At 57.9% G+C, this 26,340-nt stretch carries 22 protein-coding genes and 1 pseudogene; 17 read left to right on the top strand and 6 right to left on the bottom strand.

From position 1 onward, the window contains the following. The first annotated feature begins 4 nt into the window (after positions 1–4). The 8 genes from IT895_RS13140 to IT895_RS13105 all read left to right on the top strand — a co-directional run bounded on the left by IT895_RS13140 (position 5) and on the right by IT895_RS13105 (position 8,151). On the top strand, positions 5–1,162 hold the full coding sequence (locus tag IT895_RS13140; RefSeq protein WP_199283707.1) for an ABC transporter ATP-binding protein: 1,158 nt from the start codon (positions 5–7) through the stop codon (positions 1,160–1,162). Further along, complete coding sequence (locus IT895_RS13135) at positions 1,159–1,857, top strand: HAD family hydrolase (RefSeq protein ID WP_199283706.1); 699 nt, start codon at positions 1,159–1,161, stop codon at positions 1,855–1,857. The genes IT895_RS13140 and IT895_RS13135 overlap by 4 nt, the downstream gene beginning before the upstream one ends. Beyond that, the gene (locus tag IT895_RS13130) at positions 1,841–2,626 is read left to right on the top strand and encodes an L-iditol 2-dehydrogenase (protein WP_199283705.1); all 786 of its coding nucleotides are present in this window, start codon (positions 1,841–1,843) and stop codon (positions 2,624–2,626) included. The genes IT895_RS13135 and IT895_RS13130 overlap by 17 nt, the downstream gene beginning before the upstream one ends. A 6-nt stretch (positions 2,627–2,632) precedes the next feature. Continuing rightward, a complete protein-coding gene (locus tag IT895_RS13125) occupies positions 2,633–3,253 on the top strand; it encodes a nucleoside/nucleotide kinase family protein (protein WP_199283704.1) in 621 nt (206 codons plus the stop codon). A gap of 35 nt (positions 3,254–3,288) precedes the next feature. After that, complete coding sequence (locus IT895_RS13120; RefSeq protein WP_199283703.1) at positions 3,289–4,776, top strand: mannitol dehydrogenase family protein; 1,488 nt, start codon at positions 3,289–3,291, stop codon at positions 4,774–4,776. Then, a complete protein-coding gene (gene xylB / locus IT895_RS13115; protein ID WP_085918892.1) occupies positions 4,776–6,284 on the top strand; it encodes a xylulokinase in 1,509 nt (502 codons plus the stop codon). The genes IT895_RS13120 and xylB overlap by 1 nt, the downstream gene beginning before the upstream one ends. Before the next feature lie 12 nt (positions 6,285–6,296). Next, the gene (gene tal, locus IT895_RS13110) at positions 6,297–7,250 is read left to right on the top strand and encodes a transaldolase (protein ID WP_199283702.1); all 954 of its coding nucleotides are present in this window, start codon (positions 6,297–6,299) and stop codon (positions 7,248–7,250) included. Positions 7,251–7,311: 61 nt separating this feature from the next. Continuing rightward, on the top strand, positions 7,312–8,151 hold the full coding sequence (locus IT895_RS13105) for a fructosamine kinase family protein (RefSeq protein ID WP_085918894.1): 840 nt from the start codon (positions 7,312–7,314) through the stop codon (positions 8,149–8,151). A gap of 3 nt (positions 8,152–8,154) precedes the next feature. Here the strand turns inward: IT895_RS13105 and cynS are convergent, their stop codons facing one another. Beyond that, the gene (gene cynS, locus IT895_RS13100; RefSeq protein ID WP_199283701.1) at positions 8,155–8,595 is read right to left on the bottom strand and encodes a cyanase; all 441 of its coding nucleotides are present in this window, start codon (positions 8,593–8,595) and stop codon (positions 8,155–8,157) included. A gap of 72 nt (positions 8,596–8,667) precedes the next feature. Beyond that, on the bottom strand, positions 8,668–9,480 hold the full coding sequence (locus IT895_RS13095; protein ID WP_085918896.1) for a formate/nitrite transporter family protein: 813 nt from the start codon (positions 9,478–9,480) through the stop codon (positions 8,668–8,670). Positions 9,481–10,089: 609 nt separating this feature from the next. Between IT895_RS13095 and IT895_RS13090 the strand changes: the two genes are divergently transcribed. Beyond that, positions 10,090–10,854, top strand: a complete 765-nt coding sequence (locus IT895_RS13090) for a MipA/OmpV family protein (RefSeq protein ID WP_199283700.1) — start codon at positions 10,090–10,092, stop codon at positions 10,852–10,854. Here the strand turns inward: IT895_RS13090 and IT895_RS13085 are convergent. After that, positions 10,851–11,768 carry an alpha/beta fold hydrolase gene (locus tag IT895_RS13085; protein WP_199283699.1) on the bottom strand — a complete coding sequence of 306 codons (918 nt, stop codon included), beginning with the start codon at positions 11,766–11,768 and terminating at the stop codon, positions 10,851–10,853. The genes IT895_RS13090 and IT895_RS13085 overlap by 4 nt on opposite strands. 279 nt (positions 11,769–12,047) lie before the next feature. Here IT895_RS13085 and IT895_RS13080 point away from each other — a divergent pair, with 279 nt between their 5' ends. From IT895_RS13080 to IT895_RS13065, 4 genes are all read left to right on the top strand, one after another. Next, positions 12,048–13,535: a TolC family outer membrane protein gene (locus IT895_RS13080; RefSeq protein WP_199283698.1), complete on the top strand. Its 1,488-nt coding sequence runs from the start codon at positions 12,048–12,050 to the stop codon at positions 13,533–13,535. A gap of 99 nt (positions 13,536–13,634) precedes the next feature. Next, the gene (locus IT895_RS13075) at positions 13,635–14,909 is read left to right on the top strand and encodes an efflux RND transporter periplasmic adaptor subunit (protein ID WP_085917730.1); all 1,275 of its coding nucleotides are present in this window, start codon (positions 13,635–13,637) and stop codon (positions 14,907–14,909) included. Next, the gene (locus tag IT895_RS13070; protein WP_199283697.1) at positions 14,906–18,088 is read left to right on the top strand and encodes an efflux RND transporter permease subunit; all 3,183 of its coding nucleotides are present in this window, start codon (positions 14,906–14,908) and stop codon (positions 18,086–18,088) included. The genes IT895_RS13075 and IT895_RS13070 overlap by 4 nt, the downstream gene beginning before the upstream one ends. Before the next feature lie 153 nt (positions 18,089–18,241). Further along, positions 18,242–18,913 (top strand): hypothetical protein, encoded by a 672-nt coding sequence (locus IT895_RS13065; RefSeq protein WP_199283696.1) that lies wholly within the window; start codon positions 18,242–18,244, stop codon positions 18,911–18,913. A 3-nt stretch (positions 18,914–18,916) separates the two neighbouring features. On the opposite strand, the gene IT895_RS13060 is transcribed toward IT895_RS13065, so the two are convergent. After that, positions 18,917–19,555 (bottom strand): TetR family transcriptional regulator, encoded by a 639-nt coding sequence (locus IT895_RS13060; RefSeq protein ID WP_085917733.1) that lies wholly within the window; start codon positions 19,553–19,555, stop codon positions 18,917–18,919. 229 nt (positions 19,556–19,784) lie between these two features. Between IT895_RS13060 and IT895_RS13055 the strand changes: the two genes are divergently transcribed. Then, positions 19,785–20,816 carry a succinylglutamate desuccinylase/aspartoacylase family protein gene (locus IT895_RS13055; protein WP_085917734.1) on the top strand — a complete coding sequence of 344 codons (1,032 nt, stop codon included), beginning with the start codon at positions 19,785–19,787 and terminating at the stop codon, positions 20,814–20,816. A 189-nt stretch (positions 20,817–21,005) separates the two neighbouring features. Then, positions 21,006–22,460, top strand: a complete 1,455-nt coding sequence (locus IT895_RS13050; protein ID WP_199283695.1) for a catalase — start codon at positions 21,006–21,008, stop codon at positions 22,458–22,460. Positions 22,461–22,496: 36 nt separating this feature from the next. Here the strand turns inward: IT895_RS13050 and dusA are convergent, their stop codons facing one another. Together dusA and IT895_RS13040 are read right to left on the bottom strand one after the other, a co-directional pair. Further along, positions 22,497–23,528, bottom strand: coding sequence for a tRNA dihydrouridine(20/20a) synthase DusA (dusA, locus tag IT895_RS13045; protein WP_199283694.1), 1,032 nt, complete (start codon positions 23,526–23,528; stop codon positions 22,497–22,499). Between the two features lie 261 nt (positions 23,529–23,789). Then, a pseudogene (locus tag IT895_RS13040) lies at positions 23,790–23,903 on the bottom strand (integrase core domain-containing protein); the annotation flags it as partial. Positions 23,904–24,438: 535 nt separating this feature from the next. Here IT895_RS13040 and IT895_RS13035 point away from each other — a divergent pair. Next, the gene (locus IT895_RS13035; RefSeq protein WP_085917737.1) at positions 24,439–25,617 is read left to right on the top strand and encodes a transporter substrate-binding domain-containing protein; all 1,179 of its coding nucleotides are present in this window, start codon (positions 24,439–24,441) and stop codon (positions 25,615–25,617) included. Beyond that, positions 25,614–26,264, top strand: a complete 651-nt coding sequence (locus tag IT895_RS13030) for an ANTAR domain-containing response regulator (RefSeq protein WP_199283693.1) — start codon at positions 25,614–25,616, stop codon at positions 26,262–26,264. Before IT895_RS13035 ends, IT895_RS13030 begins: the two co-directional genes overlap by 4 nt. The last annotated feature ends 76 nt before the right edge of the window (positions 26,265–26,340 follow it).

The raw sequence follows: 26,340 nt of genomic DNA, 5'->3' as shown, positions 1-26,340 counted from the left end.
TCCTATGGCAACCCTACAACTCAACAATATTACCAAGCAGTTTGGCGACACCGAGGTCATCAAAGGGATTGATCTTGACGTTGAAGATCGTGAATTTGTGGTCTTTGTGGGTCCTTCAGGCTGCGGCAAATCCACTCTGATGCGCATGATTGCCGGGCTGGAAAGTGCCACAGGCGGCGATATCCTGATTGACGGCCAACGGATGAACGATGTGGGGCCCGCCGATCGCGGGCTTGCCATGGTCTTCCAGAGCTACGCGCTTTATCCCCATATGACGGTGGAAGGCAACATGGGCTTCAGCATGCGGCTGGCCGGTGTTTCCAAGGAGGAACGCCGGGCCAAGGTCCTGGAAGCGGCCAAGATTCTGCAGCTGGAACCGCTGCTGGACCGCAAACCCAAGGCACTGTCCGGCGGCCAGCGTCAGCGCGTGGCCATTGGCCGCGCCATCGTACGTAACCCGAGCATTTTTCTGTTCGATGAACCCCTCTCCAACCTGGATGCGGCGTTGCGTGTGCAGATGCGTATCGAGCTGGCGCGTCTGCACGACGAGCTCGACGCTACCATGATCTACGTCACCCACGACCAGATCGAAGCCATGACCATGGCGGACAAGATCGTTGTGCTGCGCGATGGGGTCGTCGAGCAGGTCGGCTCGCCGATGGCGCTGTATCACCATCCCCAAAACCGTTTTGTCGCCGGATTCATTGGCTCGCCGAAGATGAATTTTTTCGACGTGACGCTGCTTGGCGTCAAGCCCGAAGGGGTAGGTATTCGAATGCCTGGCGGCGGCGAGCGCCATGTGCCGGTGGACGGTCAGCATCTGGGTGACGACGCGGCGCTGGAGCTGGGTATTCGGCCCGAGCATCTGGTGCTTGAAGAGCAGGGACCCTTGGTCGGGCAAATACAGGTGCTGGAACGTCTTGGCGGCCAAACCTCGCTCTATGTGCAGATGGCCGACCAGCTCGTCACCATCATGGCCGACGGCGATGTGGCCTACCGGGTTAACGATACGGTGCACTTTGGTTTTGCCCCGGAGCGGGCTCACCTGTTCGAGGCTGACGGCCAGGCCCTGCCGAGTTTGCAGCAGCACCCTCTGGCGGGCCTCACACGCGAGGACAATCGCGCCAACGGGGACAATACGTCTTCCGAGGCGTCGGTATGACGGCGCTTATTTTCGACTGTGACGGTGTTCTTGTCGATAGCGAAGCCTTGGCCGAAGGCACCCTGGCGGAACACCTTGGCCGCTGGCTGCCGGATATTGATGTTGAGCAATCGCTTGGACAGGCGTTAGGCATGACCACTGCTAACATTCTGCGTCATGCCGAGCAGTTAAGCGTCTATCCGTTACCCGCGAATGCGGCGGAGCGGGTCGATACCGCCATTGAGGCGAGGTTGGCACGTGAACTCATCGCGATCGACGGTGCTGAAGCTGCTGTGCGGGCGCTGACGCTACCCAAGGCGGTGGTTTCCAACAGCCGTCGCTGTCGAGTGCTGGCATCGCTTGCGGGTACTGGGCTGGATGCCGCCCTTGGCGATGTACCGATTTTTACCGCAGAACAGGTCGACCAACCGAAGCCAGACCCCGCGCTCTATCAACTGGCGGCCGAGACCATGGGAGAGGCGCCCCATGACTGTCTGGTAGTGGAGGATAGTGTGGCCGGCGTGACGGCGGCCACCGCGGCAGGTATGTGGGTGATTGGCTTTGTGGGGGCCAGCCATGTCGATGATGGCCAATCGGAGCGGCTTCGTAAGGCGGGCGCCTGGCGCATCTTGCCGCACATGAAGGGGCTAAATGACCTGGTTAGCGAGTGGCAAGATCTTGCCCACAATGGAGGTCGGCATGAAGCTAACCAGTAAGGTAGCCATCGTGACTGGTGGGGCGAAAGGTATCGGACTGGCGATCGCCGCGCGCTACCTCAGCGAAGGGGCCAGCGTGGTGGTCGCCGATATTGATACAGCGGCCGTCAATGACGCTGTTAATCTGCTACGCCAGGCAGCGGGTGAGGAACGGGTGCTGGGAATTGAGCTGGATGTCTGCGATACAGCGTCCATCGACGCCATGGTGGCAGAGGTTCGCGAGCGCATGGGGCGCATCGATATTCTGGTCAATAACGCGGCGGTATTTGATATGGCGCCTGTGCTTGAGGTCACGGAGGCGAGCTTTGATAAGCAATTCGCCGTTAATACCAAAGGCATGTTTTTCACCCTTCAGGCGGTGGCCAAAGCGATGGTGGACCAGGGGCAGGGTGGCAAGATCATCAATATGGCGTCCCAGGCGGGGCGCCGTGGTGAAGCGCTGGTGAGCGTTTACTGCGCCAGTAAGGCGGCCGTGATCAGCCTTACCCAGTCCTGTGGGCTGGACTTGATCAAGCACAGCATCAACGTCAATGGCATTGCCCCCGGCGTGGTGGATACGCCGATGTGGGAAACCGTGGATGCGCTGTTCGCCCGCTATGAAAACCGTCCATTGGGCGAGAAAAAGCGCCTGGTCGGCGAGGCCGTACCGTTTGGCCGTATGGGGCTGCCGGAAGACCATACTGGTGCAGCGGTCTTCCTGGCCAGCCAGGACAGTGACTATATCGTCGCCCAGACGCTCAACGTCGATGGCGGCAATTGGATGAGCTGACTTGCCATGACCCCGGATATTGACCATATCAGCCGCCAGATTATCGATGCGGCAGCCGGCATTCCTCGTTATATCGTCGCCCTGGCGGGTCCGCCCGGTGCCGGGAAGTCTTACCGCAGCGAGCAACTGTGTGCAGCGATTAACCAACAGTTGCCAGGGCAGGCTGGGGTGGTGCCGATGGATGGCTATCACTTCGACAATGCCGTGCTCGGTGAGGCGCAGCTGCCACTCAAGGGCGCGCCGCACACCTTCGACGTGGACGGTCTGCGTGTTGATCTGGAGCGACTTCGCCGCGCTGACCAGGCGGTCGCTGTCCCCGTGTTCGACCGCCCGCTGGATCTGGCTCGCGCCGGTGGGCGGCTCATCCGCCTTGAACAGCGCATCGTGATTGTCGAGGGCAACTATTTATTGCTCGACCGCCCGATATGGCGCGACCTGCAACCTTTGTTTGACTGGACGCTGATGCTTGATGTCGACGATGACGTCTTGGCGCAGCGCCTGGTGGCCCGCTGGTTAGCCATGGGCCAGGACCACGCAGGCGCCATTGAGCGCACGCACCAAAAAGACATGCTCAATGCTCAACTGGTGAAAACAGGCAGTTTTTCGCCCGATCAGTACTGGCGTTAGCACGTCATGTCCAACGAATAACCTGGAGAGCGACGATGACCCAACTCAATAATCACAATGTGGGCAAACTAGGCTCCCCCATTGCCACGCCTGACTATGATCGCAGCAGGATTACCCCGGGTATTGTTCACATTGGTGTGGGCGGCTTTCATCGCGCCCACCAGGCGATGTATCTGGATGCCCTGATGAACAGGGGCGAAGCGCTGGACTGGGGGATTGTCGGTGTGGGCGTAATGCCGGGTGATAAACGCATGCAACAGGCGCTGGCAGCGCAGGACCACCTTTATACGCTGGTCGTCAAACACCCGGATGGCCGCTATGAGCCGCGGATAATCGGCAGCATGGTTAACTACCTGTTCGCGCCTGAGGCCGCCGAGGCGGTGATCGAACAGATGGCCGATCCACAGATTCGCATCGTGTCGTTGACGGTCACCGAAGGCGGTTACAACTTCCACCCGGTGACCGGCGAGTTCGATCTGGATAATCCACAAATACGCGACGACCTGGCCCATCCCACCCAGCCCTCATCCAGCTTCGGTCTGGTGGTGGAGGCGCTGGTACGCCGCCGCGAGCGGGGGATCGCCCCCTTTACGGTCATGTCCTGCGATAACATTCAGGGCAACGGCGATGTGGCGAAGCGCATGTTCAGCGCTTACGCCCGTGCCCGGGATAACGCGCTGGGGGAGTGGGTAGCCGACCAAGTGGCGTTTCCCAACGCCATGGTGGACCGTATTACCCCGGTGACCTCAGAGGCGGATATCAGCGAGCTTTCGCAGCATTTTGAGATTGACGATGCCTGGCCCGTGGTCTGTGAGCCTTTCACGCAGTGGGTGCTGGAAGACCATTTTCCGCTGGGGCGTCCGGCGCTGGACAAGGTGGGCGTACAGTTGGTTGATGACGTTGAGCCTTACGAGCTGATGAAACTGCGGCTGCTTAACGCGAGCCATCAGGCGCTGACCTACTTTGGCTATCTGGCCGGTTATCGCTACGCCCACGAAGTCTGCCAGGACCCGCTATTTGTCGACTTTTTGCTAGGCTACATGCGTGAAGAGGGCTCACCCACGCTGGCGCCGGTGCCTGGCGTTGACCTGGAAGCCTATCGGCTGACGCTCATCGAGCGCTTTGCCAACCCCCAAATCAAGGACACACTGGCGCGCCTGTGCGCAGAAAGCTCTGACCGTATACCCAAGTGGCTGGTACCGGTGATTCGTCAGCAGTTGGCCGATGGCGGTGAGATCAAACGCAGCGCGGCGGTTGTAGCCAGTTGGGCGCGCTATGCTGAAGGGGTCGACGAACAGGGCGAACCGATCGAGATCGTCGATCGTCTGAAAGCGTCACTCATGCAGGTTGCCGCCAATAATCGCACCCAGCCAACGGCGTTTGTTGAAAACCGTGAGGTGTTTGGTGACCTGGCAGACCAACCCCGTTTTCTGGCGGCCTACCTTGAGGCGCTGACATCGCTGCACGAACGCGGCGCACGCGCTACGCTTGAGGATCTGGTCTCGTCCATAGGAATTCAGTAATGTATATCGGAGTCGATTGCGGAACGCAAAGTACCAAAGTGGTGGTCGTGGATGTTGAGCAAGGCCTTATCCGCGGGGAGGCGAGCCGCCCCCACCATCTGGATGAAGGTGAAAATGGCCGCCGTGAGCAGGCCCCAAGCGAGTGGCTGACAGCGCTGAAAGGCGCTTTCTTCGAGGCGCTTGAGCGTGCTGAAGTCGATGCCAGCCAGGTGCGCGGTATCGGTGTCTCCGGCCAGCAGCATGGCATGGTGGCACTGGACGCCGAGGGCGAGCCGGTATATCCCGCCAAATTGTGGTGCGATACCGAAACCAGTACCCATAACAGCGACCTGATGGTGCGCCTTGGCGGAGAAACGGGCTGCCTGGAAAAGCTTGGCCTGGTGCTGCAAACCGGCTATACCGCCTCCAAGGTGGCGTGGTTGCGCGACCATCATCCTGCCGCTTATCAGCGTATCGATAGTCTGTTGTTGCCTCACGATTACCTGAATTTCTGGCTCACCGGCAACCGCGTGACCGAGGCAGGCGATGCCTCCGGGACTGGCTACTTCGACACGCTAAGGCGCCGCTGGCGGCTGGATGTGTTTGCCGAGATAGCCCCTGAGCTGGATGCCAAGCGCGTGCTTCCCCGGTTGCTTGAGGCGCATGAACCCGCTGGAGTTGTGCAAAGTGCCGTAGCCGCCGAATTGGGCTTGGCAGATGATGTCGTGGTGTCTTCAGGCGGCGGGGATAACATGCTTGGCGCGATTGGTACCGGCAATATAACCCCGGGGCTGATTACGTTAAGCTTGGGAACATCAGGCACGGTGTGTGCATACTCACCGGCCCCTGTGGTTTGCGATAATGCCATGGTCGCCAATTTCTGTTCGAGCACCGGCGGGTGGTTGCCGCTGATCTGCACCATGAACGTGACCTCTGCCACTACCCGTGTGCGCGAGCTGTTCGGTTTGGACCTGGCTGCGTTTGGCGAGCGGGTGGCCAGTGCCCCGGTTGGCGCCGAAGGGGTGACGGTGCTGCCGTTTTTCAACGGTGAACGGGTTCCCATGTTGCCGGAGGCGTCCGCGGACTTCCTGGGCCTGACCAGTCTGAATACCACCCAGGCCAACCTGTGCCGTGCGGTGATGGAAGGGGCAACCTTTGCACTGCGGTATGGGTTGGAACTGCTCGGAGACTTAACCGCGGGGGCCAGCCAGATTCGCCTGATTGGCGGCGGCGCCAAGAGCCCGGTATGGCGGCAGATGGTGGCGGATATCACCAATACGCAGGTGATCTGCCCGGAAATCACCGATGCCGCGGCGCTGGGTGCCGCCCTGCAGGCCGCTTGGTGTGACCAGCGGGAAGATGGGGTTACCCTGGAAGCGTTGTGTGAACGGCTGGTAACGCTGGATGCTGAATCGCAGGCAGATCCTGACCCCATACAAGTGGCGGCTTACCAAACAGCCTATGCGCGTTATTGTCGTGCGCTCGAGCAACGCCACGGCAGCACTCATTCATTGAAGGCACCCGGTTAATAAGGAGCATTTATGTTGGATCAACTACAGCAATTAAAACAACACTCACTGGTGGTGGCCGATACCGGTGATCTGGAGGCGATTCGTCGTTACCAGCCGCAAGACGCCACCACCAATCCGTCGCTGTTGCTCAAAGCGTTTAGTTTGCCGGGCTACCAGGCGATGATCGATGAGGAGTTGAGCCAGGTTAAGGCGTCCGGTGGTGCTCGCGAGCAGCAGGTCACCCACGCGGTAGACCGTTTGGCGGTTGCCGTGGGTAGTGAAGTCGCCGCGGTGGTACCGGGGCGTGTTTCCACCGAAGTGGCGGCCCGACTGTCGTTTGACACCCAGGCGAGCATCGCCAAGGCTCACGAGCTGATCGAGCTTTATGAAGCCCGAGGCGTTAGCCGCGACCGCGTGCTGATCAAGCTGGCGTCTACCTGGGAGGGCATTCGCGCCGCCGAAGTGCTCGAGCGAGAGGGCATTCAGTGCAACCTGACGCTGCTGTTCAGCGATGCCCAGGCCCAGGCCTGCTTTGATGCGGGCGTGTTTCTTATCTCGCCCTTCGTGGGGCGCGTGACCGACTGGTACAAGAACGCCACCGGCAATGACTACACACCAGAAAACGACCCGGGTGTTCTGTTCGTGCGTGGTGTTTGTGAACGCGCTAATCAGGGCGGCTACGATACCGTCGTGATGGGTGCCAGCTTCCGCACCACCGGCCAGGTGCTGGCGTTGGCGGGCTGCCCACGGTTGACCATCTCCCCGGCATTGCTTGAAGAGCTGGCCTCGGCAGAAGGTGAAGTGACGCCCCGGATTGCGGCACATACCGGCAACGGTCAGCCGTTACCGGCTTTGAGTGAAGCTGATTTCCGCTGGGGTCACAATCAGGATGCGATGGCCAACGACAAGCTGGCGGAAGGTATCCGTCGTTTCCACGATGACCAGCTTGAACTGGAAAAGCTCATTCATCAGCGGCTCGGGTGAGTCGACGTCGCCGACAGTCGGCAGTCATAATAGACAGACATTCAGCGCACAGGAGCATGCAATGGACTCGGCCCTAGACGCGTTACTGGAAACACTCGACCTTACCCCCAAGGGCGCATTAACGCCGCTTGGCGGTGGCGATATTGCGGCCGTCTATCAGCTTGATACCGAACAGGGCAGCGTCGTCGTCAAACATGACGACGCGCAGCGGCTGCGCGGTGAAGCCGAGGCACTGCGGGCGTTAAAGGGAGCGTGTTCCATCTTGATTGTCCCTCAGGTGCTGGGCCTTTCCGACAGCTGGCTGGTAATGGAGACGCTTGAAGCATCCGGCCGACGCGATAGTTCAGCGCTGGGTGAAGGCCTCAAAGAGCTTCACGCAAGCGTCGGTGAGCAACATGGCTGGCACTGGGATAACGCCTGTGGCAGCACCCCTCAGCCCAATGCACCGTTGGACGATGGGCGTGTTTTTCAGCGCGAGCGGCGGCTGTTGCCTCTCGGCGACGCCTGCTATCAGCGCGGTTTGCTCGATAAAAAGCTTTATGAGCGCATCGCCCGTCAGGCACATGAGTTGGAAGATTGGCTGCCCGACAGGCCCGCGAGCCTGGTGCACGGCGATCTGTGGTCGGGCAATGTGATGTTCACGCCGCGTGGCCCCGCCATTATCGACCCGGCGATATATCGTCACTACCCGGAAGTCGATATTGCCATGTTGACCCTATTTGGCTCCCTGGATGAACGCTTTTTCGAGGCCTACTGGAACGGCGACGCCCCGGCCGATTGGCCGAGGCGTGAAGCGTTATTTCAACTCTACCCGCTGCTTAATCATTTGCTGCTCTTTGGGGCGAGCTATCGCAGCGGCGTTGAACGCAGCATTACCGCGCTCGAGGCGTACCAGAAGTAGGCGTTACCAGGACTTATAAGGTAAAAACTTGCCATTCAGGGTAAGCAGAACACGGTCGCCTTTGGGATCTTCCACCTTATCGACGTCCATGGTGAAATCGATAGCACTCATGATGCCGTCGCCAAACTGCTCCTGCACCACATCCTTGAGTGTCTCGCCATATACGCCGACAACTTCATAGAGCCGATAAATGAAGGGGTCCTGTGGGATGGCTTCATCCCACACCTTGGTCGGGAATGTCACCAGGGCATCGGCAACGTCGCTCTCGACATCCAGCGTGTTGCAGATCTTTTGGGCGATATCGGGGCTGGCGCTGTTCATGCCATAGCAAGCTGACGCTACCCACACAGGCGACATCCCGACAGCGGTGGCGATATCATCCCAGCTCATTTTCTTGCGCGCTTTGGCGGCAAGCAGGGTGTGGCGCATTTCAAGTTTATCCATGAGAGTTCTCCCGTGTGGTAAAGGGCGCATGGCGCCCTGTTTTGTTAGCTGTTTTAAGTCAATGGATCTCGATCAAGATAAATTTTTCTTGGGCTGGGTACGCACGTGGGTGGTGTAAAGAACCAGACCGACCAATGTCAGACCACCGACCAAGTTACCCAGAACCGTAGGGATTTCATTCCACATGATGTATTGATACAGCGTAAATTCAGCGCCCATCATCAGGCCGATCGGGAAGAGGAACATGTTGACCACGGAATGCTCGAAGCCAAGATAGAAGAACACAATGATCGGCATCCACATGGCCATGATCTTGCCGGATACCGTTGTCGAGATGGCGGCACCCACAACCCCCATGGAAACCATCCAGTTGCAGAACATGCCCCTCAGGAAAAGCACAATCCAACCGGCTAGGCCAGCATCCTGGTAACCCACAGTACGGCTTTCACCGACAGACATCATGGTCTGGCCGACGGCGTTGATTTCCTCAGTGCCGCCCATGGTGAAGTTCATATAGCCAAACGTGGCAATGAACAAGGCGCCCCCCAGGTTACCAAGTCCTACCAGCCCCCAGCACCTGAGCATCCGTGGCAGGGTGACCCCGGGTCGTTTATCGAGCCAGGCGATTGGAACCAGCGTGAAAACCCCGGTGAGCAGGTCATAACCCATCAAGTAGAGCATGACAAAGCCCACGGGAAAGAGCAGCGCTCCAATCAGGAAATTACCTGTTTGGGTGGCGATAGTAATGGCGAAAATAACCGCCAACGCCAGGGTGGCCCCCGCCATGAAGGCGCGAATAAGCGTATCCCGGGTGCCCATATAGACTTTCGCTTCACCCTGGTCTACCAGCTTGGTAACAAACTCACTGGGCATTAGATATGACATGAATAGGTTTTCCTGTGTCATTTTCGGTTGATTAACGCCGCGCCTGAATGTCCAGTGTTAGTCCTTTAGTCTTTAGCCCTTTGCGTTAGCTTTTTGAGTTAGCTCTTCGATTGGATCTGGGTATTGCAGGCGCTGAGCTCGTTGTCAGGGTGCTGCATTTGGCATGCCAATTTATTAACTGGAGGGCTGAGAAAATCGTAAAATCGATTTATTTCATTGATTTATTTTTTTTAAGGTCGAATTTATATTTTCCAGTGGTGTGGTGAGAATCAGCCATCGCAAGGCTTGCTCGGTGAGGGCTGCACCACTGAGGGGCACACTTGTGGGCTGTGCACGATCTTGTTGCAAGAAGGCCGTTCTGTCGTTGATTGCCTCGGTGGTAGCGTTGATTCGGTGGGAGAAGTTAAATTGACGGAAATGAAGGCGAATGCTAGCTTACATACATAAATGTATGTTAGGCGTGGCGCCTGCGCCACGCTGATCGTCAATCCATTTGCAGCTGGCCATTCCTGGTGAGGATTTGTCGCTGATTGCTTACGTCAAGGAAGACGGCCTTTGGTTGGTTAAGGCATTGCTTCCAAACCTAAATGATAACAGTGGGTTTTAACCATGAGATCGAGACTATCTGCCCTATCATATTTTACGCTATCCACGTTGCTGATGGTTGCATCGGGTAGCGCTTTGGCCCAGTGGGAAGGCAGCGTTGGCGCCGGTGTATTTAGCGTTCCCGACTATCTGGGTAGCGACAAAAATGAAACGCGTGGCTGGCCAAGTGCCAGCGTTACCTATGGTGATACCTTTTATGCCAGTGTCCGTGATGGTATTGGCTGGAATTTACTTCGCCAGGGAAACTGGAAGGTTTCACCGTTCATCACCTACCTGCCGGGGCGTGATAACGATGGCGAGCTAAGCGGCCTTGACGAGGTAGACGATGGTGCAGCGGCGGGCGTACGTGTCCGCTATTCAAACGGCCCGTGGGGGCTGGAAGCCGCGACGAAAGCTCCTCTAGGCGGCGATGTAGACGGCTATGAAGCTGACCTGAAAGCCAACTGGCGCACCATGCTGTCTCAGCAAATGGCGTTTTCGATTGGTCCTGAGTTGACCTACTCAAGCGATGACTGGACTCGCGACATGTTCGGCATTTCGCCAGCAGAAAGTGCGCGCTCAGGGCTAGCCATCTACCGCCCGAACGATGGCTATGTCCGTTACGGGCTGAACAGCCGCCTGAGCTATTACCTGACCCGCGATTGGTCGGTAACGGGGTTACTCGGCGTGACGCGGTTAACAGGCGATGCCGCGGACAGCCCGATCGTTGATGACGTGGGTGACAAGACCCAAGTGATGGGTGGTGCGCTGATCAACTATCATTTTTAGCCGCGAGGGTGGATCAGACGTTGCCACCAACGACTGATCCGCTGCCCCGGGGTAGCTGTCTGGGGAGAGGCAATGTCGCCATAGCGGCTCAGAAAGCGCTTGAGGGGAGCCACCTGCTGATCATTGTTGAGCATAGGGGCATGGCCACATCCCGGCGCCTCAAGCGTTTCCATATGCGGCTGGTCGACCTGCATGCGTTCTACACTCCCGGCACGAAGTAGCGTGGAATGTTCACCCCGAATAACCATTAGCGGGCAGCGGATTTGCTGCCAGTCGCGCCATGTGTCGCGGGGCGTATCGTGAACAAACTGCTCGCTTATGCGGGGATCGTAATGAAAGCTCCAACTGCCATCAGGCAGCCGGCGGGCACTGCTTAGTGCCATCTGCTGCCACTCAAAGCGGCTGAGGTCACCAAACCCCTGGTAATGTTGCTCAAGTGCCTGTTGTAGCTCACTGAGCGTCAAAAAACGTTTGAGCACGCTAAAGTAGGTTGCCATTTCGGCCAGCGTCTGGCTGTCCAGCTCGGGGCCTACGTCATTGAGAACCAGGCAGCGAATTCGCTGCGCGGTGTTTTCATCAGCGGCCAGCAGCATGCCGAGCAAACCGCCCATCGACGTGCCGACCCAGTTAGCGCTCTCAATGTGGAAATGGTCGAGTACCGCCAACGCGATCGTCACATAGTGGCTGTATAAGTAATCATTGGCAGGGTAAAGCGACCAGCTGGAAAGTCCGCGTCCCGGCGTGTCGGGCGCAATGACTCGCCATTGGGGGCCGAGCTTTCGGGCCAGGGATTCAAAGTCGCCACCGTGACGGGCCAGCCCGTGCCAGGCGATCACGGTATTGGAGGCATCGGGATGCCAGATACGAACGGCGATTTCGAGCTGCCGTACGCTAATATATTCAATGCGGTCCATGATATGCCTCAGTAAGCTGTTTGTTGCTTTGCAGCATGATGACGTACAGGATAGCCAAATAAAGCCAGCTTGTACGGCCTGGCGATGTGGTTGCCATGGAGAAAGGCAATGGCCCTAAGGAAAAAGGCCCAAAAGCAAAAGTGCAAAGCCAACAATGCCAAGGCAATCGTTAAAGAAAAATGAAATATAAGCCGAATATTTGACCAAGGTCTGGTATCGCCAAAAAAACATGCGACAATGTATGTAAGCATTCAGACTAATATTAATGAGGAAAACGCTATGCTGCGACTCCCTTCCACGTTGGCTTTCAAAACTCCACGCCCTTTTGTGGCAAAGCGCACGTTGCTTCCTGCGCTATTGCTTTCAGTATGGGCGGTTCCCGCTTGGTCAGCTGATCTACTCACCATTACCCGGGATGCGCTGGAAAATAACGCCGAGTTGAGTTCAGCGCGCTCTCAAACCCAGAGTGTCGAGGCTGGGCGTGACGTTGCCCGTGGCGACTTGTTGCCTCAGTTGAACGCGTCAGGGAATGTGGCGCATAACCGCATCTACGAAAGCCAAAGCAGTGCAGCGGGCACTCAGGCAGGTCAGGTGGCTAACGGGACGGGCAACACCAGCGGCAATGACGATCCCTTCAATAGCGTCAGCCTGACACTTGAAGCCTCGCAAGCACTTTATGATGCGCGCAACAGCCGCGAGGTTGAACAAGCCGAGCGGGAAATCGATCAGCAAATTTACGCACTGGCTTCGACCGAGCAGCAAGTGCTGATCGATGTGGCGACGGCTTACTTTGACATTCTTCGCGCCAACGACATTCTCGATGCCCGCCTGGCTCAGGAACGTGCCATTGGTCGTCAGTTGGAACAGGCTGAAGAGCAGTTCGAGGTCGGACTGATCGCGATTACCGAGGTAGAAGAGGCGCAGGCGAGTTTCGATCAGTCGCGCGCCGAACGTATTGCCGCACAGAGCGATCTGCAGGTGAGTTTTGAGGCCCTTGAGCGCTTGACCGGCCAGCGCTATGCCAGCATTGAAGCGCTGAGCGACGACTATCCCATCCAGCAACCGTCGCCTAGCGACCGCGATTACTGGGTTGATCTCGCCGTTGAGAACAACCCTCTGGTGCTCGCCGAACAGGCGGGTGTCGAAGTGTCCCGCAGTGCTGTGGGCGTGGCCCAGGCGCAGCGCTTGCCCACCCTGGAGGCGTTCGCGAGTTATCAGTATGCCGATAACGATATCGATGGCATTCAAGGTCACGACGAATCCAGCCAGATAGGGTTGAGCGCCAACTGGCCGCTATACACGGGCGGCAGCACCCAGGCCAGCATCCGTCAAAGCACTTACCAGTTGGAAGCCAGCCAGTTCGACTTTGAGGCCCAGCGCCGCGACACCGTTCAGCAGGTGCGTTCGCTATATACCCAGGTCAGCAATGATGTCTCCACCGTGGATGCCCGCGAGCAAGCCATCGTTTCCAACCAGAGCGCACTGGATGCCACACGCGCAGGCTATGAAGTCGGTACCCGCAACATTGTCGACGTCTTGAATGCCGAGCAAAATCTTTATAACGCCATTTCCGACTATGCCCAGGCGCGTTACGACTACGTAGTCAACCTGCTGTCCCTGCGCCAACAGTCGGGGAGTTTGGACGTTGAGGCCGTCGAAGAGATCAATGCCTGGCTACAGGGCGAAGAAGTTACCTTTACATTGCCTGAAGACGCTGGCTCCAGCAGCGTAACCAACATCGGTGAGCGACCGGTACTTGAGCAGTAACTACCTCTTTGGCGGCACTGAAAGCCGCCAAACATTTACATTCATACGTGTATGGTTGTAGTCTGTGTCGGTTTTATAGGCGCCTCAAGGGAAAAAGTAATGAAGAACATGTTTTACGGCGTACGTAGCGCGCTGATGGTGATTGGCGCTAGCGCGCTGCTTGTTGCCTGTGGCCAGGAAGAGCAAGCCGGCCAAGCAGAGGGACAGCAACAAGAACCGCCTCCGCATCCTGTTGAAGTGACCGAGGCGGCCCGACAAGATCTGCCGCTGGAAAAATCATACTCATCGCTGCTCCGCAGCGACGATGAAGTTACTCTGGTTGCCCGCGTCACCGGCTATTTACAGGAGCGTCATTTCGAGCCCGGTGAGTTTGTCGAGGAAGACCAACTTCTCTACTCCATCGAGCCTGATGTCTACCGCGCCACGGTGAACCAGCGAGAAGCCGATTTGCAAAGCGCCCGTGCGGAGTTTTCCCGCGCTCAGCGTGATGCAGAGCGCTTTGAGCGGTTGCTGAACCAGAATTCGGTGAGTCGTCAGGACTACGACCAGGCGCGTGCGGACCTAGGCGTTGCCCAGGCCAATGTGGCCCAGGCTCAGGCGGCACTGGAAAGCGCCCAGATCGACCTGAACTATGCCGAAGTGACGGCGCCCGTCGCTGGTATGATCAGCTTGAGCGAGATTAATGTGGGCAATCTGGTGCAGTCCGGCACCGAGCTTGCCACCGTCACGCCGCTGGATCCTTTGGAAGTTCGCTTCCAGATGCCGCAAGACGATGCGTTTGCACTGCGTCGACAGCTGCATGAAGAGGAATCGGTTGAAGACATTCGTGCCACCCTGGCGCTGCCCGGACGTGATGGCGGAGACGATCAGTCCCTTGAAGGTCGCCTTGATTATCTGGGGTCGCGGGTCAGCGACCGCACCAGCACCGTGCAGGCCAGCGCCACCTTTGATAATCCCGACGGGGACATTCTGCCGGGTCAATTCGTCCGCGTCAGCCTTGAGGGGCTGAAGCGCTACGGCGTTTATGCGGTGCCCGAAATTGCCGTTACCCAAGGCCTGATGGGGCCCCAGGTCTTCGTACTTGACGATGAGAATCGCGCCCGCTCACGCACGGTCACCCTTGGCGAGATGGCCGGCCCTTGGCAGATTCTGCGCGACGGTCTGGAAGAAGGCGATCGCGTGGTGGTCGGCGATCCTACCGGTATCGAACCCGGGACGGCGATCGACCCTCAGCCGTTTAGCGGCAGCGCCGAGGAAGTGATTGAAAACCTGGATGAAGCGCAGGCGGAAGCTGCCGAGCCGGCACGGCAAGGCCAGGGAAACCATGCTGGCGGTGAACAGGAAGGCGGTGAGGAAGGGGACGCCTCGCAATGAATTTCTCTAATTTCTTCATCAGCCGCCCCATCTTCGCGACGGTTCTGGCGATTATCCTGACCATCATCGGGGTCGTCAGCATGCGGGTGCTGCCCATCGAGCAGTACCCAAACGTCGTGCCGCCGACCGTTTCGGTGCAGGCGCAGTTCCCGGGGGCCGACGCCGAAACCGTCGCCCAGACCGTCGCAGCGCCGATCGCAGAAGCGATCAACGGGGTCGAGGGCATGATCTACATGACCTCGAACAGCAGCGATAACGGCAGCATGTCGCTCAACGTGTCGTTCGATATCGGCACCGAAGGCGACATTAACACCATCAACGTCAACAACCGGGTACAGGGGGCGCTCTCGCAGCTCCCTGAAGCCGTGCAGGATCAGGGCGTGACCGTCGAGCTGCGATCAAGCTCGATCTTGATGTTTGTGGCGCTGACCTCGCCGGAGGGCGACTACAACAACATCTTCATGCAGAATTACGCCACCCTCAACGTCATCGACGAGTTACGTCAGGTCCCCGGGGTGGGCGAAGCCGAGGTGTTGGGCGGCGGCGAGTTCGCCATGCGCATCTGGATGGACCCGGAAAAAATCTCTCAGTACGACCTGACGCCCACCGAGCTGGCCTCGGCCATTCGCGCCCAGAATACTGAAGTGCCGGCGGGCAGCCTGGCGGCCACGCCGCAAAGCGATCCGCGTGCCTATACCTATACCATCACGGCGGGTGGTCGGCTCAACAACGTCGACGATTTCCGCAATATTGCGCTGCGCACCAATCCGGACGGTTCGACGTTGCGCCTGGATGACGTCGCACGGATCGAGCTCGGCGCCTCGTCGTACGGGGTGGATGCGCGCCTGAACGGCGAGGCCATGGCGCCCATCATCATCAATCAGCAGCCGGGTGCCAACGCGCTGGAAACCGCGCGCGCGGTGAAAGCCACAATGGAAGAGCTGAGCGAGCGTTTTCCGCCGGGGCTCGAGTACGCGGTGCCCTACGACACCACGCTGTTCATCGACGCCTCGGTCAAGACCGTGGTGAAAGTCTTTATTGAAGCCTTCCTGATCGTTGGCGTTATTCTGTTCATCTTCCTGCAGAACTGGCGATTCACGGTGATCGCCATGTCGGTGGTGCCAGTGTCCGTACTGGCAACGTTCGCGGGCTTTTACATGTTCGGCTTCTCGATCAACTTGCTGACGCTGTTCGCGCTGGTGTTGTCGATCGGGATCGTGGTGGACGATGCGATACTGGTGGTCGAAAACGTTGAGCGGGTGCTCAGCGAGGACGATGACATCAGCGTGAGGGACGCCACTATTCGCGCCATGAAGGAAGTCGGCGGGCCGGTTATTGCGACCTCGCTGATCATGGCGGCTGTCTTCATTCCCGTGGCGTTCCTCGGCGGTTTCACCGGGCAGATCTATCAGCAGTTTGCCTTGACCGTGGCGATATCGGTGGCGTTCTCGGCGCTGATGGCGCTGACCTTCACGCCCGCGCTGTCAGCGATCTTCATCAAGCACAAGGCCCAACACGGTCAGTCCAAATTCATGCGTGCGGTGAACACGCCGCTGCGCCTGTTTGACCGCTTTTTTGCCGCCATTACCGCGGTGTTCATGGTGGCGGTGAAGTTCCTGGTACGCTTTTGGGGACTGGCGCTGGTATTGACTGGCTTGGTCATCGGCGGTTCATGGTGGCTGTATCAAACCACTCCCTCGAGTCTGGTGCCGGAAACCGACCAGGGCGTGGTGTTGGCGAGTATCCAATTGCCCAATGCGGCGTCTCTGGACCGCACCCAGGATTACATGGCCGCGCTAAGCGAGCGGGTCGAAGCCATTCCGGGGGTAAGCTATTCATCAGCAGTGGCGGGTTACGACATCCTGACGGGTTCGGTGAATACCGCCCGCGGGGTCATGTTCATCAACCTGGCGCCCTGGCCCGAGCGCGATATTACCGCTACTGAGCTTGTCGGGCGGATTATGCAGATCGGTGCTGAAATACCCGGCGGCTCGGCCAGGGCGTTCAATGCGCCGCCGATCCAGGGGTTGTCGACCACCGGCGGCTTTACCGGCTACCTGCAGTCTTTCGGCGGGGCCTCCTCCCAGGAGCTGTTCGAAGCCTCGATGCAGGTCATGCAAAAGGCCAACGCGCACCCGGCGCTCGAGCAGGTGTTCACGACCTTCAGCGTCAACGTGCCCGGCTACCGCGCTGATATCGACCAGCAGAAAGCGCTGAGTTACGGCGTGTCGCTGGAAGATCTGCATTCGACGCTGTCCAATACGTTCGGCACCGGCTTTGTTAACTACTTCAGCTACCAGAACCGTAACTTCCAGGTATATCTGCAAAACGAAGACGAGTTCCGCCGAACGCCGGATGACGTGAATCATGTATACGTGCGCGGCGGCGACGGCGAGCGTATTCCGCTGTCCGAGTTTGTCAGCCTCGAGCGGGAAGCCAAGCCTGCCGTGGTATCGCGCTTTGGCGTCTATCTGGGGGCGCAGTTCCAGGGCGGCCCGGCGGAAGGCTACAGCTCGGCAGAGGCGATCGAGGCGATGGATCAAATCGTTGCCGACAATTTGGGTAGAAACTGGGGCATGGGCTGGACCGGTACCGCTTACCAGGAAGCCGAAATGGGCAATACAGCGGCGCTTGCGATTGTCTTCGGCATCCTGATGGTGTTCCTGATCCTTGCGGCCCAGTATGAAAGCTGGTCGCTGCCGCTGGCGGTGCTGACCTCTACGCCCTTTGCGTTTTTGGGGGGCGTCGGCGGCATCGTGCTGCGCGGGCTGGATACCAGTATCTACGTGGAAATCGGCCTGCTGGTGGTGGTCGGCCTGGCCGCCAAAAACGCTATCCTGATCGTTGAGTTCGCCGAGCTACAGCGCAAGGAGCAAGGCAAGACGATAAAAGAGGCAGCCATTACCGCTGCCGAGCTGCGTTTCCGGCCGATCATCATGACGTCGCTGGCGTTTATCTTCGGTACCCTGCCGTTGGCCTTGGCCACGGGGGCGAGTGACGTCAGCAGCCACCACATCGGCACCACGGTGGCGGTGGGTATGGCCACGGTGGCCATTCTGGGCAGCCTGTTCGTGCCAAGCTACTACGTCATGATCGCTCAGCTCTCTGACTGGTTAGGCCGCATATTCCGCGGTAAATCCAAGCAAGGCGATCAGTCGGCGATGGAACAAGGCCGTTAAGCCACCCCGCTGATCCAGCAAAAATTGACGGGCATCATCGCGAGCGATGATGCCCGTTTTTTATGCTGCGCTGCTACATGTTATTGCCAGGGCAGGCCGCTACGCTGATAGGGCAAAGCTCAATAACATGAGCGCAAGCGTAGGAGGCATAATATGGATACCGTACGCCAGCTGGTGATGGGGTTTCCGTTTATCCTGTTCAGCATATTACTGCCGTTAGTCGGGCTTTATTGGCTATTGGTGCTACTACGGTTAGCCCCTGTGGAGCTGTTCGAGCGAGACAGCCTACGCGATGACCACCTGGCGAGTGCACTGGTCGCCCTTGGGTTCGCCGGGGTGCCGACGACGGTTGCCTTGAGTTGGCTGATCGTTTTAGCGGCTGGGATGACACTAGCGGTAGAACTGCTGGTGCTGCGCTGGCTGTCGGTTGGGCTGTTTATCGTGCCGATTGGTGTGGTGCTGCTTTGGGCAAGCTTTGCCCTGGCGTCGCCAATCGCAGAAATCCTGTGTCGGCAGGTAGGGCCATGGTTTCATCGCCATCACGCTCGTCGCAGCTTACTGGGCAAGTGTGTGCAAGTGGTGCAGGCGAGCAGTGAAGGGCATCCTGGGCGCGCGGTTCTCACCGACGACCCTTCCTGCGAGGTGCAGTTACTTGGTAAGCATGACGCGGCAGAAAACGTGGGTGAATACCGCGTTCTGGTCAAATACCTGCCTAGAGAGGATGCGTTCCGCAGCGTTGCGCAGGATGCATTTCTCGAAACCCGCACACGGTTGCGTCTGCTTAAAGGCAAGTCCGGGTCGGCTGGGCCTTTAGCGCATCATTAGCGGTCAGTTTGCCCCGCTGGTGTCAGTTGAACGGCGCATCATGCTGGTCAACTGGTTCACTAGCGGGACACCCCGTTCATAGATTGAAAATCGCGAAGGGTCTCTGATCCATTCATGGAACAGCCCGGCGAGGGTTGCCTGGAGCAGGTCAGTGGCAACGTCGGGTGATAGGCCCTGAACGAGCATCTGTTGCTCTTCGGAGATCAGCAGGTGCTGGTAAAGCGAGTCGCGGCATTCGTCGGCGATTTCCTGCTGCATGGCGATAGGATCGATGTCGCTAAAAAATTCACAGCGATGAATCAGGATGGCGTGAACCCGGCGCGCGCGAGGGTTCTGTTCAAAGCGCTCCAGCCCCTTTAGGCAGGCCAGTCGAATGGCTTCCAGCGAGGAAACATCGTGCTCCAGCGCCTCGATTTCATCCACCAGGTCCTGGAACGGCATATGAACGCGCTCGAGCATGGCACGAAACATGTCGCCCTTGTTTTTAAAGTGCCAGTAAACCGCGCCCCGCGTCATCCCGGCTTGACGGGCGATTTGCTCCAGCGAGGTGCGGGCGACACCGTGTTCCATGAACATCTCTTCCGCAGCATCGAGTAGCGCCTCGCGCGTGGCCGCTGCTTCAGCCTTTGTTTTTCTTGCCATGGAAACCCAACCTCGTCGACGTTATTTATGCATATATCTTATCTGATTCTGCAATTATTTTACATTCAATTGTGTATGGAAACGGTGTGCGGAAACGTATGGGTAAGCACTCACATATTCAGGGGGCTGATATTTCAGAGCGAGGCGGGTATAAAGAATAATTGGAAACGCTGTTTTTAAATGTCGTGGCAGTGCACGCTATACAACCCGCAAAGCGAGACAATCCATAATGGCACGAGCCTCTTTTCAACTTGCCGGACACAGTATTGCGCCCGGCAAGCGCTTACAGATCGATGTACCGGTCGCCCGGCTGTATACCCATACGCCTTTGCACATTCCCGTCGAGGTGGTGCACGGACGGCGCAGCGGTCCGGTCATGCTGGTATGTGGTGGCATTCACGGCGATGAAATCAACGGTGTGGAAATCGTTCGCCGCGTATTACGCGCAAAAACCATCAATAGCCTGAAGGGCACCTTGATTGCTGTGCCGGTCGTCAATGTGTTCGCCTTTCTGCAACAAACGCGTTACCTGCCCGACCGGCGAGATCTCAACCGCTGCTTTCCGGGTAGCGAATCCGGTTCCCTGGGTGGGCGTGTGGCGGCGTTGTTCCGTGAAGAAATCGTCGATCACGCCACGCATATCATTGACCTGCATACCGGGGCGATCCACCGCACGAACCTGCCACAAATCCGCGCTCAACTGAGCCCGGAGAGCGAAACCGAACGTATGGCCGATGCCTTTGGTGCACCGGTGGTCCTCAATGCTGAGCTGCGCGAGGGCAGCCTGCGCCACTATGCGCAAAGTCGCGGTATTCCGGTGCTCACCTACGAAGCCGGTGAGGCGCTGCGCTTTGATGAATGGGCGATCGCTCCGGGGGTACGCGGCGTACTGCGAGTAATGCGCCGCCTCGGCATGCTCAGTGGCGAGCAGCGCCGCCGCTCGCCGGCGCCTGCGGAAGTCGCCAATGGTTCGAGCTGGGCGCGGGCACCCATCGACGGCATCCTGCGACCCAAGGTGCGCCTGGGGGCACGCGTTGCCAAAGGTGAAGTATTGGGTAAGGTGGCGGACCCATTCGGCAATGATGAGGGCGACGTGCGCGCCATGGCCGACGGCATCGTGATTGGTATGAGCCGCTTGCCGTTGGCCAATGAAGGCGAAGCGCTGTTTCATATCGCGCGCTTTGATGCCATCGAGGAGGCCGAGACAGCGATCGAAAGCTTCCAGTCGAGCCTTACACCACCCCCTGACGCGATTTACTGAATAAAATTGATAATAGAAAACTATCGATTTGATAGTTGGAGCCCCACCGCCATGGATGGCGGGAAGTGCTGTATTTAACTATAACTGATGACGTGACCAACGCAGCCAACTGGCCAGTGGCCAAGCTTTAGCGGCAGAGACGGTGACTGGACAGTGACCGCGCCACCTCGAATGAAGGGAGAACTAACGATGGCAGGCGACAACCCCAACTACACGACAACTGAAGCAGGCAATCCGGTTGCCAGCGACGAGCATGCGCTTTCGGTAGGCCAAGATGGTCCTATCGTCATGCACGACCATTATCTAATGGAACAGATGGCGGCGTTCAACCGCGAAATGATTCCCGACAGACAACCCCACGCCAAGGGCAGCGGGGCGTTCGGCCATTTCGAGGTGACCCACGATGTCAGCCAATACACCAAGGCCAAGTTCCTCCAGAAAGGCGCCAAAACCGATGTGGTGATTCGCTTTTCAACCGTGGCCGGGGAAAGCGGCAGCCCGGATACCTGGCGCGACCCGCGTGGGTTCGCGGTGAAGTTCTATTCCGACGACGGCAATTTCGACATGGTGGGTAACAATACCCCCGTGTTCTTTGTGCGCGACCCGATGAAGTTTCAGCACTTCATCCATTCGCAAAAACGTCGTGCCGACAATGGCCTGCGCGACCACGACATGCAGTGGGATTTCTGGACGCTGGTACCCGAGTCTGCTCACCAGGTGACCTGGCTGATGGGCGACCGGGGCATTCCGGCCACCTGGCGGCACATGAACGGGTACTCGAGCCATACCTATATGTGGGTCAATGAAGATGGCGAGCGCTTCTGGGTGAAGTATCACTTCAAGACCGACCAGGGCATCAAATGCATGACCCAGCAGCAGGCCGATGAGATGGCAGGCACCGATGCGGATTATCACCGTCGTGACCTGTTTGAAGCGATTGAGCGGGGGGAATACCCGACCTGGACGCTCAAGATGCAAATCATGCCCTTCGACGATGCCAAGACCTATCGCATCAACCCGTTCGACCTGACCAAGGTGTGGCCCCACGACGACTATCCGCTGATCGACGTCGGCAAGCTCACCCTGGACCGCAACCCGACGGATTTCCACAGCCAGATCGAGCAGGCCGCGTTCGAGCCTAACAACATGGTGCCGGGAACGGGGCTGTCACCGGACAAAATGCTGCTGGCACGTTCGATCTCCTATGCCGACGCCCACCGCGCTCGCTTGGGGGTCAACTACAAGCATATTCCGGTGAACACGCCCAAGAGCCCCGTGCACAGCTACGGCCAGGGTGGGGCGATGCGCATCAAGCATGCCACCGACCCGGTATATGCGCCGAACAGCAAAGGCGGCCCCAAAGCCGATCCGCAGCGCTACCCGGAAGATGCCGTTTGGTCGACCGACGGTCAGTTTGTGCGTGAGGCGTACGCGCTTCGCCCAGACGATGATGACTGGAGCCAGGCTGGCGCGTTGGTACGTGACGTGATGGACGACGCCGAACGTGAACGGCTGGTCAACAATGTGGTGGGCCACCTCTCTGGCGGCGTGACGGAACCGGTGCTGGAGCGCGCGTTCGAGTATTGGCGCAACGTTGACCCGGATATTGGCAAGCGCATCGAACAAGGCGTGCGCGGCCAGTAACAGCTCCGGCAATCGCCTAATCGCAGCCCGTCACTGCTAAGCGGTGGCGGGCTGTTTGGCGTCGGCAGGCTGGGGTGAGGGCTCGCGGGCCAGACTCAGGGCTTCGTCAAACAGGCGTAGCCCGGCGCCTTCTTTATGCGCGTTTTCCGACAGGTGGCGGCGAAAACGACGCCCACCCGGGCAGCCCTGAAACAGACCCAGCAAATGACGCGTGATGTGGTTGAGCTTGGCACCTTCGTCCAACCGCGACTGTATGTAGGGGCGAAATGCCCGTGCAGCATCCAGGCGGCTAGCGGCGGGTCCTGGTGTGCCAAACAGTTGCTCATCCACGCCCGCCAGCAGCCACGGGTTTTGATAGGCCTCACGGCCTACCATCACGCTATCTACGTGTTCGAGCTGTACCTGGCATTCCTCAAGCGTTTTAATGCCGCCGTTGATCCCGATGTGCAGCGTGGGATGCTGCTGCTTCAAGCGATGCACACGCGGGTAATTCAACGGGGGCACATCGCGGTTTTCCTTGGGCGATAAACCTTGCAGCCAGGCTTTACGGGCATGAACGGTAAACGTCTGGCAGCCCGCATCCGCCACGGTGTCAATAAAGCGTGCCAGGTCAGCATCTTCGTCCTGATCATCAACACCGATACGACATTTTACCGTCACGGGAATCGACACCGACGACTGCATGGCACGCACAGCGGCAGCGACTTTTTCCGGGTAACCCATCAGGCAGGCGCCAATCATGTTGTTCTGCACCCGGTCGCTCGGGCAGCCGACGTTCAGATTGACCTCGTCGTACCCCCACGCTTCGGCAATCGCTGCGCACTCAGCAAGCTCAGCGGCATCGCTGCCGCCAAGCTGCAAGGCTATCGGGTGCTCAACGTCGTCAAAGCCCAAAAAACGCGCACGCGGCGAACCGTGCAGGATAGCCCCGGTGGTCACCATCTCGGTATACAGCAACGCACGCCTGGTCAAGGTGCGCGCAAAGGCTCTGTAGTCCCGGGTTGTCCAGTCCATCATAGGCGCGACGGAGAACCGACGCGCGGCGTCTGCTGGGTTAATGTTCGTCATATCAATCACTTGCATACTCGGTATGCGGTATAAATAACGTCCTGAAACAAGTGGAAATGATACACCGTAGCGGACGCATAGAATCGGGGATGGTTGGTGTGCGATTGTACGCAAAAAAAACCACCCGGCCCAGAGCCTAAATCGCCACCCAAAGAGGGTGAAATCGTCTCTGTTGCTGCCGTTGAACCCTGAAGAGCGTTTATCAGGCGTGGGGATAAATCGACTTCGAATGCGGTTAGGTCGGGCTATGGGTTAGGGATGAAGGTTGGTGAATCGATGCTCAATCAGCCATTTATCCCCAAAGCGCGCATTGAACGATTCGATGTGGTTGTTTTGGTCTGGTTTTTCAGGCTTGATCAAAAACAAAGCAACGCCACTTAGATATCGCCCACCAACGTATAGGATCGGATTCTAATCGGTAGTGCTACTCAATCGGGGCGTGACGTCGCTACATCGAGGCCATGACCCAAAAAGCCGGGCGGACGATCAATGTTATTTTTACTGTCGGCGTATGAATAACGCTTGGTAGCGGGATACTTGATGATTGCCCAACGAATTGAAGGCTTAGAGGACCAGTTGCACCTGTTCGGGGCGTCGCAGCTTACTTTTGAGTCAAAAGCGCGCATCGATGGTTGGTGAGGCGTGTGAAAAAGCCGTTATGGCAGGCGTTGGTCAGTTGGCACGCTTGTTGCTTTAACTCAATATTAAGAATTTTAGGGTGTGATCTTCGACTTTAAAAATATCGTCAGTGGGTTGACAAAGTCGATAAAGGGTCACAATCTAAATTCTGTAATAGACATATTGTGCGTCGGCATATGCCGAAAGAGCACAGAGCAATAGGGCTCCCATCGTTACCGTCAGGTAGCGTTGTGAGCCCTTTTTTTATGTCCGCAAACAGGAAGGTCGTTCAATGAACAGTCGTATTCCGGTTGGCATACTCTTTTCCACCCAGGGCCCTTACGCCACCGTTGGCCGCTCAATGCGAGATGGGGCGATGCTGGCGCTGGAAGAGGTCAACCAGGGCAAACGCTTCCCCTTTGAACTTGTACCTATCGAATGCGAGCCAGCCGGTGACAACGCTGCTTACAGCACCCACGTGCGGCGTTTGCTGCGCCATGAGGGCGTGAAGCATGTGATTGGTTGCTATACGTCTTCCAGTCGCAAAGAAGTCATCCCGATTTTCGAAAAATACGATGGCTTGCTGTGGTATCCGTCTCACTACGAAGGGTTTGAGACCAATAATAACGTCATCTACACCGGCGCCGTTCAGAACCAGCATGTCCTCCCGCTGATGGACCATGTGCTCGCCCATATCACCCGAGATGTCTACTTCGTGGGCTCCAACTACGTGTGGGCCTGGGAAAACGGCCGCATCATCAGAGAGCTGACCAAGGCGCATGGCGGAAAAATGATCGCCGAGCGCTACCTGCAGGTCGGTGATCTGGATGTGGCCCGTATCATTGAAGAGATCCACGAAAAGCAGCCCGCGTTCATCATGAACATGCTGATCGGTGAGTCCAGCTATGCGTTCTACCGAGCGTTTGCCAAGGCGCGGGGTGAAAATGCAGCGCTACAAAAGACCGTGGTTGGCAGCTGTACGCTCTGCGAGCCGGAACTTGCCCAGATTGGTCCTCAGGCGTGTGCTGGGCATCTCGCATCCAGCGTTTACTTCTCGACGATCGACACGCCGGTTAACAAGCAGTTCGTTGCCAGTTATCGCCAACGTTACGGCCATGATGCCCTGCCGAGTGCCGACGCAGAGGCTTCCTACAATACTGTGCATCTACTCGCCCTTGCTTTGGCTGGTGCTGATTCCGTTGATATCGACCGGGTGAAAAAAGCCTTGCATGGAGCGTCGTTCCAGGCGCCCCAGGGAAGGGTGCATGTCGATCCCGAGAGTAACCACAGTTACTTGACTGTTCGGCTGGGGATATCCAGCGAAGACGCGACGTTCGAGGTGATTTCAGAAGCCACGGCACCCGTTCGCCCGGATCCTTATCTCGTATGGGCGGAAGCATGTGGATCAGGGCCAGCGCAGTCGGAAACGCCCATTGCTCAGAACAACATTGGCTTGAGGATCGTGCGATGACGGTTACCACGCGACGCAACTTCAGGGGGCACCGGGCATTGATTGTGTGTGCCGCTGAAAAGGATCGAGCGGTGCTGACTCAGTTCCTTGTGGAACTGGGCGTCACCCCGGTCGTTCTTGAAAGTCACGATGAGGCGGAGACTGGCAAGCCGTTTGACCTGGTGTTCTTCGACGATGAACTGGGACGCCAATTTGGCAGCATCACGCAGATGATCGACAGCGTCCAGGGGCCGGCGATTGCATTGATCGGTTCGGATGCGCCGAGTTCAGTCAATTGGTTCATCGAGCGCCGTGTGTGCGGCTATCTGACCAAGCCGTTACGCAAGGCCGGTATTCTGGCCAGTCTCATCATCGCTTACCAAACCTATAACGAGTCCTGCCAGACGGAGCAACAACTTCATCGTCTGGAGCAGCAGGTTCGTGCTCGCCAGGTCGTCTGCACGGCGGCGATCAAGCTCATCGAGGATATCGGAATTTCGGTCAATGACGCCTTTGCCCTATTGCGGTCGGCGAGCATGAACCGCCGGCTATCCCTTGAGGATTTGGCGGCAATGATCGTCTCGGGTGAGATCGCGGTGGCGGCACTCAAAGAGGAGATCGACTCGGTCCATCGTCTTCGGGAGACCCGATTGAACGGTTATTTATAGCGGACTGATTGAGATCGGTCGAAGCGGAATATATCGGTCAGGCTTCAAGAGCAAAAGGTCGCTTCTCATTTTAGGC

Source organism: Halomonas sp. A40-4, from assembly GCF_015767635.1.
Lineage (GTDB): Bacteria > Pseudomonadota > Gammaproteobacteria > Pseudomonadales > Halomonadaceae > Vreelandella > Vreelandella janggokensis.
The sequence above is the reverse complement of the archived record's forward strand: the minus strand, read 5'-3'. Positions and strand labels throughout refer to the sequence as shown.